Source organism: Streptosporangium carneum, from assembly GCF_027922005.1.
Classification (GTDB): domain Bacteria; phylum Actinomycetota; class Actinomycetes; order Streptosporangiales; family Streptosporangiaceae; genus Streptosporangium; species Streptosporangium carneum.
The window spans coordinates 59275-72319 of sequence record NZ_BSEV01000004.1 but is presented as its reverse complement, the minus strand read 5'-3'; the positions used below and the strand labels follow the sequence as shown (position 1 = coordinate 72319).

11 protein-coding genes are annotated in these 13045 nt (G+C 72.0%); 6 read left to right on the top strand and 5 right to left on the bottom strand.

What is annotated here, in order from left to right; translation table 11 throughout:
- The first annotated feature begins 31 nt into the window (after positions 1-31).
- Complete coding sequence (locus PKF00_RS11850; RefSeq protein ID WP_271217502.1) at positions 32-1213, top strand: acyl-CoA dehydrogenase family protein; 1182 nt, start codon at positions 32-34, stop codon at positions 1211-1213.
- A gap of 42 nt (positions 1214-1255) precedes the next feature.
- Here PKF00_RS11850 and PKF00_RS11845 read toward each other — a convergent pair whose 3' ends face one another.
- Positions 1256-2206, bottom strand: coding sequence for an alpha/beta hydrolase (locus tag PKF00_RS11845; RefSeq protein WP_271217501.1), 951 nt, complete (start codon positions 2204-2206; stop codon positions 1256-1258).
- A 101-nt stretch (positions 2207-2307) separates the two neighbouring features.
- The gene (locus PKF00_RS11840) at positions 2308-2997 is read right to left on the bottom strand and encodes a gamma-glutamyl-gamma-aminobutyrate hydrolase family protein (protein WP_271217500.1); all 690 of its coding nucleotides are present in this window, start codon (positions 2995-2997) and stop codon (positions 2308-2310) included.
- A gap of 558 nt (positions 2998-3555) precedes the next feature.
- Here PKF00_RS11840 and PKF00_RS11835 point away from each other — a divergent pair.
- The 4 genes from PKF00_RS11835 (at position 3556) to PKF00_RS11820 (ending at position 9276) form a co-directional block, all read left to right on the top strand.
- A complete protein-coding gene (locus tag PKF00_RS11835; RefSeq protein ID WP_271217499.1) occupies positions 3556-4650 on the top strand; it encodes a globin domain-containing protein in 1095 nt (364 codons plus the stop codon).
- 103 nt (positions 4651-4753) lie between these two features.
- A complete protein-coding gene (locus PKF00_RS11830) occupies positions 4754-5071 on the top strand; it encodes a ubiquitin family protein (RefSeq protein ID WP_271217498.1) in 318 nt (105 codons plus the stop codon).
- A gap of 199 nt (positions 5072-5270) precedes the next feature.
- The gene (locus tag PKF00_RS11825) at positions 5271-6287 is read left to right on the top strand and encodes an alpha/beta fold hydrolase (RefSeq protein WP_271217497.1); all 1017 of its coding nucleotides are present in this window, start codon (positions 5271-5273) and stop codon (positions 6285-6287) included.
- Between the two features lie 169 nt (positions 6288-6456).
- Positions 6457-9276 (top strand): AfsR/SARP family transcriptional regulator, encoded by a 2820-nt coding sequence (locus PKF00_RS11820; RefSeq protein WP_271217496.1) that lies wholly within the window; start codon positions 6457-6459, stop codon positions 9274-9276.
- Between the two features lie 144 nt (positions 9277-9420).
- Here PKF00_RS11820 and PKF00_RS11815 read toward each other — a convergent pair whose 3' ends face one another.
- From PKF00_RS11815 to PKF00_RS11805, 3 genes are all read right to left on the bottom strand, one after another.
- Positions 9421-9564, bottom strand: coding sequence for a hypothetical protein (locus PKF00_RS11815; protein ID WP_271217495.1), 144 nt, complete (start codon positions 9562-9564; stop codon positions 9421-9423).
- 144 nt (positions 9565-9708) lie between these two features.
- Positions 9709-10563: an SDR family oxidoreductase gene (locus tag PKF00_RS11810; RefSeq protein WP_271217494.1), complete on the bottom strand. Its 855-nt coding sequence runs from the start codon at positions 10561-10563 to the stop codon at positions 9709-9711.
- A gap of 149 nt (positions 10564-10712) precedes the next feature.
- Entirely contained in the window at positions 10713-12119 is a 1407-nt protein-coding gene (locus tag PKF00_RS11805) for an MFS transporter (protein WP_271217493.1), read from the bottom strand.
- Between the two features lie 167 nt (positions 12120-12286).
- Between PKF00_RS11805 and PKF00_RS11800 the strand changes: the two genes are divergently transcribed.
- Positions 12287-12988: a winged helix-turn-helix transcriptional regulator gene (locus PKF00_RS11800; RefSeq protein ID WP_271217492.1), complete on the top strand. Its 702-nt coding sequence runs from the start codon at positions 12287-12289 to the stop codon at positions 12986-12988.
- The last annotated feature ends 57 nt before the right edge of the window (positions 12989-13045 follow it).

Here is a 13045-nt window from a genome sequence, read left to right as displayed (position 1 = left end):
TGCGGCCGCGTCCGGAACGGAGTTGATCACAATGGACTTCACCCTTCCCGAGAGCGCGCTCGCCGTCCGGCGCGGCGTCGCCGGCATCTGCTCGCGTTACGACCTGGACTACTGGCAGCGGTGCGAGAGCGACGGGCGCTGGCCCGAGGAGGTCTGGACGGAGCTGGCGGAGGGCGGCTGGCTCGGGCTGGCCGTCCCCGAGGAGTACGGCGGAGGCGGCCAGGGACTGCTCGAGCTGGCCGTGGCCACCGAGACCCTGTCGGCCTCCGGCGCGGCCGGCGGGTCGGCGTTCACCTACGTCCTCACCCCCGGCTTCGGCGCCCTGACCCTGACCAGGCACGGCAGCCCGCGGCAGCGCGAGGAGCTGCTGCCCGGGCTGGCCACCGGCGAGCTGGAGACCTGCTTCGCCCTGACCGAGCCGGACGCCGGGTCGAACGCCCTGGGCATCTCCACCTTCGCCAGGCGTGAAGGCGACGAGTTCGTCGTCAGGGGCCAGAAGGTCTGGATCACCGGCGTGCAGCGCGCGACCTGGATGCTGCTGGTCACCAGGACCGTCCCCGCCGCCGAGGCCAGGCCCCGCACGAACGGCCTGACGGTCCTGCTGGTGAACGTGCCCGAGGCCGTCGCCTCGGGGCGGCTCTCCTTCGCCCCGATCCCGAAGATGGGCGCCAACACCACGCCGTCGAACACGGTCTTCCTCGACGACCTCCGGGTGCCCGCCGCGAACGTGGTGGGCGAGGCGGACCAGGGGGCGCTCGTGCTGTGGGACATCCTCAACCCCGAGCGCGTCCTGCTCGCGGCCTCCGCGCTGGGCGGCGCCGAGGTCGCCCTGGGAGTGGCCGTGCGGTACGCGCGGGAGCGCGAGGTGTTCGGCCGCCCGATCGGCGCCAACCAGGCCATCGCCTTCCCCCTCGCCCAGGTCAAGGCGAAGATCGAGCTGGCCAGGCTGATGCTGTACAAGGCCGCCTGGCTGTTCGACAACCGGCGGCCGTGCGGGACGGAGGCGAACATCGCCAAGCTGACCGCCTCGCAGGCGGCCTGGGAGGCCGCCGACCACGCCTTCCAGACCCACGGCGGGATGGCCTGCTCGCTGGAGTACCCGGTCGCCCGGCTGCTGGCCGACGCCCGCATCGGCAGAGTCGCGCCGGTCACCGAGGAGCTCCTGCTCAACCACCTGGCCACCCAGGTGCTCGGGCTGCCCAGGAGCTTCTGACCCGGGCGGCGGCCCGTCCGGCGGGGCCGGATCGGGCGCCGGTCAGGCGAAGGCCTCCGCGAACCGTCCCGTCGTGTAGCGGCGCGCCTCCTCCGCCTGGTCGAAGAAGCCCGGCAGGCCGTAGAAGCCGTGAACGGCGCCGTCGAAGCGCCTGAGCTCGACGGGGACGCCCGCCCGCGCGAGCTGGGCGGCGTACGTCTCCGCCTCGTCCCTGAGCGGGTCGTACTCCGCGGTGATCACCGTGGCCGGGGGCAGCCCCGCCTTGCTCGCGAGGCGGACCGGCGCCAGCGCGGGGTCGGCGGGGTCTCCGCCGTACTGCTCGGCGAACCAGGCCATCTCGTCGGCGCCGAGCCCGAACCCCTCGGCGCACTCCCGGTAGCTCGGCGTGTCCATGGCCACGTCCAGCACCGGGTAGATCAGCATCTGGTGCGCCAGGCGCAGCCCGGCGTCCCTGGCCCGCCAGGCCGCGACCGCCGCGAGATTGCCGCCGGCGCTGTCACCGCAGACGGCGATCCGCGCGGGATCGGCCCCGTACTCCCCGGGACGGGCGAAGACGTCCTCGACGACCGCCCGCGCGTCGTCGGCCGCGGCGGGGAAGGGGTGCTCGGGAGCGAGGCGGTAGTCCACGGAGATCACGACCGCTCTGTTGCGCGCCGCCAGGTCACGGGCGAGGGCGTCGTTGCGCTCGACGCTGCCGAACACCCAGCCGCCGCCGTGGAAGTAGACGATCACGGGGAACGGGCCGCCGCCCTCCTGCGGGCGGTAGACCCGGACCGGGACCCCTGCCGTGACACCGCCCACGACACCGTCCAGGACACTGTCCACGACACCGTCCGCCACGCCGGGCAGCGGCGCCTTCCGCCCCCGCCACTCGGCGAGGCCGTCCGTTCCCCGCATCCGGGCGATCACCTCGGGCGTGAGCGAGGAGACCGGGACGCCGAGGTCGGTCGGGAACAGCTTCACGTAAGCCCGCGCCTGGGGATGCAGCGACATGACGGAACCATACTTCGTCTCATCTGTCGGGGACCGCCTGGTTCGACGCGCCCGTCCCGCGCGGACCCGTTTGTCCGCCTCGCGCGCCGGGGTCGTGCCGGTCAGCGCCCCGCGGCCTCCACCAGAGCCTCGACCAGCCGGTTCTCGCCGCCGCGCTCGGGGTGCCACTGGACGCCGACGCCGAAGGGGTGTCCCTGCAGCTCGACGCCCTCGACGATCTGGTCGTCGGCCCAGGCCACCGCGAGCAGGTCGGCGCCGAGCCGCTTGACGGCCTGGTGGTGCGGCGCGGTCACCTCGGCGTGGTCGCCGAGCGCCTTGCCCAGCCTGCTCGACACGCTGATCTGGACGAGGTGGGCACGGCCCGCCTCCGAGTGGCGGTCATGGCCGACCTCGTCGGGCAGCCACGGGATCAGGGAGCCGCCCTGGGCGACGTTGAGGACGTGCATGCCCCTGGCGACCGCCAGCAGCGGCAGGCCCGCTTTGACGGCGGCGCGGGCCAGGGCGAGCTCGAAGCGGTCGCGATGGTCCTGGGGGGCGTCGACCCGCTCGTCGCGGGCCGCGCCGTACAGGGCGGGGTCGAGCTCGCAGCCGCCCGCCAGGATCACTCCGGACAGGCCGCGCGCGTAGTCGTCGGCGCCGCCCGGACTCATGGGCGGGAGCAGCACCGGGATCCCCCCTGCCTTCTCGACCGCACGGGCGTAGGCGGGGGGCGACAGGACGGCTTCGCGAACCCAGTTGCCCCAGCGGGCGGCCTCGAGGTAGGCGGTGATACCGATCAGGGGTCGAGGCATGCGGTCTCCAAGAGGGCGATTCGGAAGGGTGACGTCCGTGTTTCGGACAGCCCCCATCCCGTCTCCGGCAGCCCCCCTATCATGGCGCACACCATTTCGGTTATGTCACGTATCTGAAGGTCTCAGTGTCGTCTCGCCGGGCGCCGTCCGCCGCCGCGGGGCGAGCGGAGCCCGGCCTCGTCCGCCGAACGCGGGACGAACGGATCCTCACACCGGGAACTCACCGTAGGAACATGACAAATATCCCTGAATCGGTTAAATCGCAGACTTCGGGTAAATGTGATTCTCATTCACTTACTCCCCATCTCCCCTCGCGGCGCGGTCACTCAAAATAGCCCTGCCATTACGGATAGTTTGAATTCCCACCATATTGCGGATATTGCGGAGAACCCGTTGTGACGCCCACAAGGTGATGGAAGACTCGAATTCGAGCGCCACGGTGCGCCGGGGCCGCCGGACGCTCATCACCCGGAGCCGTCAGGAGGTAGGTCTGCGTGATCGGACTTTTGATCCGGTCAATTAGGGTGGGTTCTGCACATGTCCTTGAATCCGCGTCTCGTGAAGGAAAGCTTCGCCGTCATCCAGCCCGTCGCGGACAAGGCCGCCGCGTACTTCTACGGCCGCCTGTTCGCCGAGAGCCCGCACCTGCGGGCGATGTTCCCGCCGTCGATGGACGTTCAGCGCGACCGCCTGTTCAGCGCGCTGACCAGGATCGTGTGGAGCCTGGACAGTCCGGACAGCCTGTCGTCGTTCCTCGGCCAGCTCGGCCGCGACCACCGCAAGTACGGAGTCCTCGCCGAGCACTACGCCGTCGTCGGCAGAGCGCTGCTGGCCACGGTGCGGCGGTTCGCCGCCGAGGCGTGGACCACCGAGGTGGAGGCGGCCTGGCTGGCCGCCTACACCGCCGCCGCCGACATCATGATCGGCTCCGCCGACTCGGACTCGGGGGTCTCCCCCGCCTGGTGGCTGGCCGAGGTGATCGACCACGAACTCCGCACTCCGGACATCGCCGTGATCACGCTGCGGCCGGGCGAGCGCCTGCCGTACCTGCCCGGCCAGTACGTCAACGTGCAGAGCGCGCGCTGGCCGCGGGTGTGGCGCCCGTTCTCCATCGCCAACGCGCCACGGCGGGACAACACCGTCCGTCTGCACGTCAGGGCGGTCCCCGGCGGCTGGGTCTCCACCGCCCTGGTCGAGCACACCCAGGCCGGAGACACACTGATGCTCGGCCCCCCGGTCGGCACGATGACCCCCGCCGCCTCGGGGCGCGACATCCTGTGCGTCGCGGGAGGCACCGGACTCGCGCCCCTGAAGGCCATCGTGGAGCACGTGGCCGAGTCGGGCAGGCGGCCCAACGTCCACCTGCTGTGCGGCGCGCGCACCTCGCGCGAGCTCTACGACCTGCCCGACCTGATCAGGATGCAGTCACGCCTTCCCTGGCTGAAGGTGCTCCCCGTGGTCTCCGGCGAGCCCGGCTACGGCGGCGCCCGGGGGCAGGTGCCGGAGGTGATGGAACGGTTCCGTTCCTGGGCGGGTCACGAGGTCTACGTGTGCGGCCCCGCCGCCATGGTCGACGAGACGGTCCACCGGCTCCAGCGCAACGGCGTGCCGCCCGCCGACATCCACCGGGACCTCGTCCACGGAGAACACTGACCGACATTCAGGAGCAACCACCCGATCCGCCGCGTGATTCGTCGAGCGCGAGACGGGACAGGTCGCGACATGGCAGCATGAGGCCGCATCCGGAGGGAGAGCGATGGCCAAGCCCATCACACTTGTGACGTTCGTACTTCCCTCCGCCCTGGGGCGCTGGGCGGGCGACATGGTGGAGATCCGCGTCTTCGCGGTCGCCGACCACGACGGCGGTCACCCCACGCTGGGCGCCGCCCTCGACACGCTCTGCCGTACGCACCCGTCGATCGAGCGGAGGATCCGCGACGACCAGGGACGCGTCCGCCGCCACATCGGCATGTTCGTCTGCGGCGAGAACGCCAGAGGACTCGGCGGCCTTGGCTGCGCCCTGCCGCCGGGCGCCGAGGTTCACCTCATGCCCGCCCTGACCAGGGCGCGCTGAGCGCGGACGGGGACCGCGCTCCCCGGCGCCGCGTCCAGGCCTTCGACGGGCTCCGCCCTCCAGGAGCCCCCGGCCCCGCCGCGCCCTCCCGGGCCGCGCCCTCCCGGGCCGCGCCCCGGACCGGGGCGCTCGATCTGCCCGGGACTACCATGGAGGTGACATCGGGCGGTCGAGACCGGTGGTCGGCAAGGAGGCCACGATGGACTACGACGTGTTCGACCTGGGAGACCTCCGGCTGCGGAACGGCACGACGCTGCCCGACGCCAAGCTCGCCTACAAGACCTACGGCGAGCTCGACGCGGACCGGGGCAACGCGATCGTCTACCCCACGTGGTACTCGGGCCAGCACTACGACAACGAGTGGCTCATCGGCGAGGGCATGGCCCTCGACCCCTCGAGATACTTCATCGTCATCCCGAACATGTTCGGCAACGGCCTGTCCTCGTCGCCGAGCAACACCCCGCCGCCGCACGACCGCGCGCGGTTCCCGCACGTGACGATGTACGACAACGTCGAGGCGCAGCACCGGCTGGTCACCGAGCGGTTCGGCATAGAGCGCCTCGAGCTCGTCACCGGCTGGTCGATGGGGGCGGGCCAGACCTACCAGTGGGCGGTCAGCCATCCCGGGATGGTCCGGCGGATCCTCCCCTTCTGCGGGGCCGCGAAGACCAGCCTGCACAACATCGTCTTCCTCGAGGGGGTCAAGGCCGCGCTCACCGCGGACGCCGGATGGGCCAACGGCTGGTACGGCGAGCAACCGGGAACCGGCCTGCGGGCCCTGTCCCGCGTCTACGCGGGCTGGGGTTTCTCCCAGCAGTTCTACCGGGAGAGGATCTACGAGCGCGACCCGCTCGGCTACGGCTCCCTGGAGGACTTCCTCGTCGGCTTCTGGGAGGGGCTGTTCGTCAGGCGCGACGCGAACAACCTGCTCGCGATGCTGTGGACCTGGCAGAACGCCGACATCGGCGCGACTCCCGGGTTCGGGGGCGTCGAGGAGGCGCTCGCCTCGATCACGGCGCCCGCGATCGTCATGCCCGGGCTGCAGGACCTCTACTTCACTCCCGAGGACAACGAGTGGGAGGTCGCGCACATGCCGGCGGCGGAGCTGCGGGTCATCCCGGGTGCCTGGGGGCACTTCGCCGGAGGGGGCCTCAACCCGGTGGACACGAAGTTCATCGACGACGCGCTGAAGGAGCTTCTCGCCAGGGACGTCTGAGCCCCCGCCCGGGCCTCTTCCGTCTCCTCGCGTCTCCTTTCCCCGCGCGGGAGCCGCGATCCCTCGAGGTACGCGCCCCGAGCCCTTCGGCGGTAGCGTGTGGCCCGCCGTTTCCGCCGTTTCCGCCGCGAGCGGCGATGCTCATCGGCTCTGCGTCACAGGGGATGGTGTGAGGTTTCGTGTACTCGGTCCGCTGACCGTGCTCTCCGAAGGCCAGGAGGTGCCGATCGGCGGCAACAAGCTGCGCGTGGTGCTGGGCGGCCTGCTGCTGCGTCCCGGTGAGACCGTTCCCGTCTCCCGGCTGGTCTCGTGGCTGTGGGAGGACGGCGCGGACGACCCCGACAGGGCCAGGGCGACCGTGCACAGCTACGTCAACCGGCTGCGGCAGCGGCTCGGGGCGCGGGAGATCATCCGCACGGTGCCCGACGGCTACCGCGCCGAGGTCGACGCGGGCTCTCTGGACCTGCTGCGGCTGCGTGACCTGGCGAGCGCGGGGCGGCGGGCGGTGAACGCCGGCGACCTGCGGTCGGCCTCGCACGCGTTGTCGGAGGCGATCGAGCTGTGGCGGGGGCCCGCGCTGTCCAACGTGGACTCGCCGACGCTCCACGAGCGGGAGGTCGAGCCGCTGGCCGAGGAGTGGCTGCGTCTGCAGGAACAGTGGCTCGACGTCGGCCTGCGGACCGGCAGGCACGCGGAGCTGGTCGCCACGCTTCGGGAGCTGACCCGCTCGCACCCGCTGCGTGAGCCGTTCTGGGAGCTGCTGATGCTCTCCCTGCACCGCAGCGGGCGGCACGCGGAGGCGCTCCAGGCGTACCACTCGCTGAGCGCGTTGCTGGCCGAGGAGCTCGGCGTCGACCCCGGCCCCTCGCTGCGCGCCACCTACCAGGCGATCCTCACCGACGCCCCACCCGCCTCCCTCCAGGAGGCGCGTCCCGCGCCGCGTGAGGAGACCCCGCCCCCGGTCCCCCGCCAGCTCCGTCCCGACATACCGGGGTTCGCCGGGCGCAGGGCCGAGCTGGCCTCGCTCGACCGGCTGTTCGACGACACCGAGTCCGCGACCCGGACGGGGCCGTGGATCGTGTCGTTGCAGGGCACCGCGGGATCCGGCAAGACGGCGCTGGCCGTCCACTGGGCGCGCCGGATCTCCGAGCGCTTCCCCGACGGGCAGCTCTACCTCGACCTGCACGGATACGGCCCCGAGCCGCCCGTCGACCCGGCGAAGGCCCTGGAGACGCTGCTGCGGGCCCTGGGCACCCCGCCCGACAGGATCCCCGCCGGTCTCGAGGAGCGCTCCGCGCTGTTCAGGACGCTCCTGACCGACAAGCGGATCCTTCTCCTGCTCGACAACGCGGGCAGCAGCGAGCAGATCCGCCCGTTGATCCCGGGCTCGGACGGCATGGTCGTCGTCACCAGCCGCAACCAGCTGCGCGGCCTCGTCGTCGAGTACGGCGCGCAGCGCGTCGTCCTCGACCAGATGCCCCCGCAGGAGGCGAGCGAGCTGCTGGCGAAGGTGCTCGGCGCGGACCGCGTGGCCTCGGCCCCGGACGCGGTCGCGGAGATCGTGGAGCGGTGCGCCCGTCTTCCGCTGGCGCTGCGCATCTTCGCCGAGCGCGCGGCGCGCTTCCCCGGCGTCCCGCTCGGCAAGCTCGTGGCGGACCTGCGCGACGAGCGCACCCGGCTGACGGCTCTCGACGCGGGGGACGGCGACCACACCGACCTGCGGGCGGTGTTCTCCTGGACCTACGGCGCGCTGGACCCCGACGCCGCGCGCCTGTTCCGGCTGCTCGGCCTGCATCCGGGCCCCGAGGTGAGCACGGGGGCCGCGGCGGCCCTGATGGGCGAGGAGGCCGCGGACGTCACCCGGCTGCTCGACCGGCTCACCGCCGACCACCTGCTCCGTTCCCGGTTTCCCGGCCGGTACGACTTCCACGACCTGCTGCGCAGCTACGCCGCGGAGCGGGCGCGGGAGGGAGAGGACCAGGACGCCGCGCTCGGCCGGGTGCTGGACTGGTACCTGCACACCGCGCGGAACGCCGCCGAGCACCTGCCGCCCGCCAGAGGGGGCCTGGCGACCGGGCCCGCGCCCGAGGACCTCGACCTGCCGCGCTTCGACCGTCCCGAGGACGCCGTCGGCTGGTACGAGGAGGAGCTTGCCAATCTCATGGCGGCGGCCCACCACGCGGCGGCGCGGGGATGGCACGAGCCCGCCTGGCGGATTCCCCGGATGCTGGGGGCCTTCCTCGACTTCCACGTGCCGGGAGAGGCGTGGGTCGACCTCTACCGCGTCGCGGTCGAGGCGACCAGGGCCGCCGGCGAGCTCTTCGAGGAGGGCTACGCCCTGAACCACCTGGCCTGGGTCAACACCGGCCTCGGCCGTCTGGGGGAGGCCGTCGCGCACTACGACGAGGCGCTGGCGGTCGCCCGGCACGTCGGGAACCGCCACCTGGAGGGAGACGTGCTGCTCAACCTCGGCGCCACCTGTTTCAGGCTCGGCCGCTTCGCCGACTCCGCCGCCTGCTACGGCCAGGCGCTGAACATCGCGCGGGAGAGCGGCGACCGCTGTCTGGAGGGCGAGACGCTCAACGAACTCGCGGACAACGACAACGAGCGGGGCCGTCACGGTGAGGCGCTGGCCGCGGCGCGCGCGGCGCTCGACCTCTACACCGAGCTGGGCGACCGCTATCGCAAGGGCGAGGCGCTGCGCACCCTCGGCATCGCCAACGCCGGGCTCGGCCGGTTCGACGAGGCCGTCGTGCTCTTCGGCGAGGCGCTGGAGCTGGTGCGGGAGTTCGACGACCGCAGGGGCGAGGCCGGCGTGCTGAGCCTGCTGGGTGAGGCCCTGTACGGCTCCGGCGACCTCGAGGGGGCGTGGGCCCGCTGGCGGGAGGCCGAGGAGATCTTCGTCGAGCTGGACGACGATCGGGCCACCGCCGTGCGGCGGCGCCTGGCGGAGACCGGCTCCCGCGCCGCGATCCTTCATCGGGCGTGAGGGCCGGGCCCGCATGAGAACGGGCTGAGGGGCGTGCCGCCCGTCCCCGCCCCCCGTGTGCGGGGGCGGGCGGCACGCCCGGACCGGGAGGAGGGAGCGTGACGCCCCCCGGCGTCCCTCCTCCCGGCCTCACTCAGACGGCGCTCAGGTGATCCGGACGCTGTCGCTCTCGGCCGGGACGTTCGCGGTGCGCCCTGCCCGCCCGGTCCACGTCCCCGCCCCGCACCCGTTCGCGCCGCCGGTGTACGACGCTGTCGCGTTCACCGGCCCCCATGTGACGGCACGCATGTTCGTCTCCATTCGTCCTCTGTTCCTGGTTTCTGTGAGGCGAGAACGAATTTAGGAGGGGGCCCTTACACATCCCTCACAAAATGCTTGTATCACCCTGCCAGCGGCTCGAGGGCGCCCGATCCGCAGACTCTCGGCGCCGGGTCAGCGGAAGAGCCCGATGTGGTCGGCCGCCCATTCGGCGAACGTGCGGGGTTCTCGCCCGAGGACGTCCCGGGAGACGGGGAGCACCTGGGCGTAGGGGACCCTGTAGTCGTCACTGCCCATGTTGGTCAGCGCGGTCTCGACCACCAGCGGCTGCCTGCCCGCTCTGGCCGCGGCGTCGCGCGCGGCGGACACCGGGATCTCGACGTGACGCAGCGCTCGGCCCAGCGCCGCGCCGAGCGTGCCGACTCTCTCTCCGACGGTCAGAGCCTCGGGGCCGCTGATCCGGTAGGCCTTCCCCTCGTGTCCTGGCGAGGTGAGCGCCGCCACGGCCAGTGCGGCGATGTCCCGTGGGTCGATCACCGCCACCTTGACGTGGCCGTGCGGCCAGTAGACGACCCCCTGGGACTTGACGGTCGCCGCCCAGAGACGGGCGTTGGACATGAACTCGCCGGGCCGGAGAAACGTCCAGGGCAGCCCCACCTGCCGGATGGCGCGTTCACCGGCCAGGTGCCAGGTGCTCATCAGGTCGCCGAATCCGTATTCTGCGCCGATCACCGACATCTTGACCACGTGCCGCACTCCGGCCTCGGCCGCGGCCTGGGCGAGGTTGGCGTCGTGGAGCGGCTGTTCCGGACCACCGCCTGAGAGCGCGAAAACCCGCTCGACCCCCGCCAGCGCCGCCCGCAGGGTCTCTGGCTGCGCCAGGTCGCCGGTGACCGTCTTGACGCTCGGGCCGATGTCGGCGACCCGGTCCGGGTCACGGGTGAACGCGCGGACCTCCCGGCCCGCGGCGGCGAGTTGTCCGACGACCTCTCTCCCGACGTTGCTGGTCGCTCCGGTCACCAGGATCATGAGTTCTCCTCAGCCGTGATTTCGGTGTCTGCCGTACTTGTCCCGGAGGGGCGCCGTCGTGCGGCGCACGCGGCGACCTCGGTGCGCGCGACGCGGGAAACCGACGACGAGGAGAGGGCCCGCCCGGCGGACGGGCCCCTCCTTCCGGCTCAGGCTCTTGGGCCGCCGTCCACCTGCGGCACCGCGGCGGGCCCCGGCTGCGGCGGCGCCGCCGGGACCGCCCTGCTCCGGGCCGGGATGGCGAGACCGGCGACCGCTCCCAGGACCGCGAAGGCGGCGATGACGCCCAGGGTGGGAACGAACCCGTCGGTGAACTCCTGCGGCGAGGTGTAGCCGCCGGTCCCCGCGAACACCGCGCCGAGGATCGCGATCCCGAACACGCCGCCGAAGTAGCGCAGCATGCTCACCACGCCGGAGGCCTGACCGATCTCCTGGAGTTTGACCGCGCTGACGACCGCCTTCTGGGTCGCGGGCATCGCCAGCACGAGGCCGCAGCTGCCGATCGTCAGCGGCACGATCAGCGAGAGGTAGCCGACGTCAGGGGTGACGACCAGCGCGGTCAACGCCACTCCGACGGCCTGCAGGATCAGGCCTCCGACCACGAGCACCCGCTCTCCGAGGCGGTCGGCGAGGGTGCCCGCGAAGGGAGCGAGGATCAGCACCGTGGCGGTGAAGGGCATCATCCGCAACCCCGCGGCGAACGGACCGTGGCCCTGCGCGTTCTGCAGGAACTGCGCCAGCATGAAGTTCGTGCCGTAGATCTGGGCGAAGAGGAAGAAGCTCACCAGGTTCGCCGCCGAGAAGGCCCTGATGCGCAGGAACCTCAGGGGCAGCAACGGCGCGGGAGCGCGCCCCTCCCAGGCGAAGAAGGCCGTCACGGCGACGGCTCCGACCACCAGCGAGACGAGGACCTCGGGGCTGCCCCAGCCGATGGCGTTGCCCCGCTGCAGACCCCACACCAGCCCGAAAACGCCGAGTGTGACAAGAACGACGCCGCCGATGTCGAAGCGGGTGTTCGGGCCCCGGGTCTCCTCGATGCGGCCCAGGACGAGCGCGATCGCGATCACACCGATCGGGACGTTGATCCAGAAGATCCACTGCCATGACAGCTGCTGAGCCAGGAGGCCGCCGATGAACGGCCCGAGGAAGGTGGCCAGTCCCGTCGCGCTGATGAAGATCCCGAGCGCCTTCCCCCGCTGCTGGGGAGGGAAGGCCGCGCTCAGCTGTGCCAGTGCCAGCGGCATGACCAGCGCGGCGCCGACTCCCTGCAACGTCCGCGCCGCGATCAGCGCGCCGACGGTCGGCGACAGCGCGCACGCCGCCGACGCGACGGTGAACAGCGCGAGGCCGAGCACGAACACGCGTCTGCGCCCGAACCTGTCGCCGAGGGCGGCACCCGTCAGCAGCAGCACGGCGAAGGTCAGGTTGTAGGCGTTGACCGTCCACACCAGCGATTCCAGTGAGGCCTTCAGGTCGCTGCGAAGGGTCGGCAGAGCGGTGGAGACGACCAGGCTGTCGAGCGAGATCATGAACGAAGCCAGCGAGGTCAGGCCCATGACCCACCGCTGCTTCGACGTTGTTGGACTTGCGCCGGCAGGCGTACTCAAGATCCCCTCCGCGTCGCTGATTAATGTGAAGTCTTCGCAAGTAAAGTACTAGCGGCTACTCCTGAATAGCAAGTAGATGCGAGTATGTCAGGACGTCGGCGGGGTACACTCCCGGTATGGCCACCAAGCGCACATACGGCGGCGGCTGCGCGATAGCCGACGCCCTGGACCTCGTCGGCGAACGCTGGGCCCTGCTGGTCGTCCGCGAGCTGGTGCTGGGCCCGAAGCGCTACACCGACCTGCAGGCGGGTCTGCGCAACGCGAGCCCCAACGTCCTGGCCCAGCGGCTGCGCGAGCTGGAGGAGGCCGGGGTCGTACGCCGTCGCAAACTTGGCCCGCCGACCAGTTCCTGGGTCTACGAACTGACCGAGTGGGGTCTGGACCTCGAGCCGGTCCTGGTCCATCTGGGCCGCTGGGGCAGGCGCTCGCCGAGGCGCGACCGCGACGCGGAGACCAGCGTCGACTCGCTCGTGCTCGCCCTGCGGTCGCACTTCGACCCCGACAGGAGCGGGCACCTTCGGGCCGCCTACGCCCTGCACATCGAGGAGGACCGCTTCTCCGTCCGGGTCGCGGACGGCCGGCTGGAGATCAGCCGCGGAGAGACGGCCGAGCCCGACGCCTTGATCGAGACCGACGCCAGGACGTTCCTGGCCCTCCTGACGCACAGACAGAGCCTGGAGGAGGCGGCGGCGGAGGGCCGGCTGCGGCTGACCGGCGACGCGGAGGCCGTCGAGCACCTGCTCGGCGCTCTTCCGAGCCCGCAGGCCGCCTCCACACCCGTCGGCCATGACGGTCAGGCCGTGACAGCGGGAGCGTGACAGCGGCGTCCGTCAGGTGACGCGCCGGAGTCCGGGAGCCGCGTCCGGCCACGGCGC

What these genes read in the sequence shown, in the direction of transcription:
- PKF00_RS11850 (WP_271217502.1), top strand. Translation starts at nt 32, where the DNA reads ATGGACTTCACCCTTCCCGAGAGCGCGCTCGCCGTCCGGCGCGGCGTC.
- PKF00_RS11845 (WP_271217501.1), bottom strand. Translation starts at nt 2,206, where the DNA reads ATGTCGCTGCATCCCCAGGCGCGGGCTTACGTGAAGCTGTTCCCGACC.
- PKF00_RS11840 (WP_271217500.1), bottom strand. Translation starts at nt 2,997, where the DNA reads ATGCCTCGACCCCTGATCGGTATCACCGCCTACCTCGAGGCCGCCCGC.
- PKF00_RS11830 (WP_271217498.1), top strand. Translation starts at nt 4,754, where the DNA reads ATGGCCAAGCCCATCACACTTGTGACGTTCGTACTTCCCTCCGCCCTG.
- PKF00_RS11825 (WP_271217497.1), top strand. Translation starts at nt 5,271, where the DNA reads ATGGACTACGACGTGTTCGACCTGGGAGACCTCCGGCTGCGGAACGGC.
- PKF00_RS11815 (WP_271217495.1), bottom strand. Translation starts at nt 9,564, where the DNA reads ATGCGTGCCGTCACATGGGGGCCGGTGAACGCGACAGCGTCGTACACC.
- PKF00_RS11810 (WP_271217494.1), bottom strand. Translation starts at nt 10,563, where the DNA reads ATGATCCTGGTGACCGGAGCGACCAGCAACGTCGGGAGAGAGGTCGTC.
- PKF00_RS11805 (WP_271217493.1), bottom strand. Translation starts at nt 12,119, where the DNA reads ATGGGCCTGACCTCGCTGGCTTCGTTCATGATCTCGCTCGACAGCCTG.
- PKF00_RS11800 (WP_271217492.1), top strand. Translation starts at nt 12,287, where the DNA reads ATGGCCACCAAGCGCACATACGGCGGCGGCTGCGCGATAGCCGACGCC.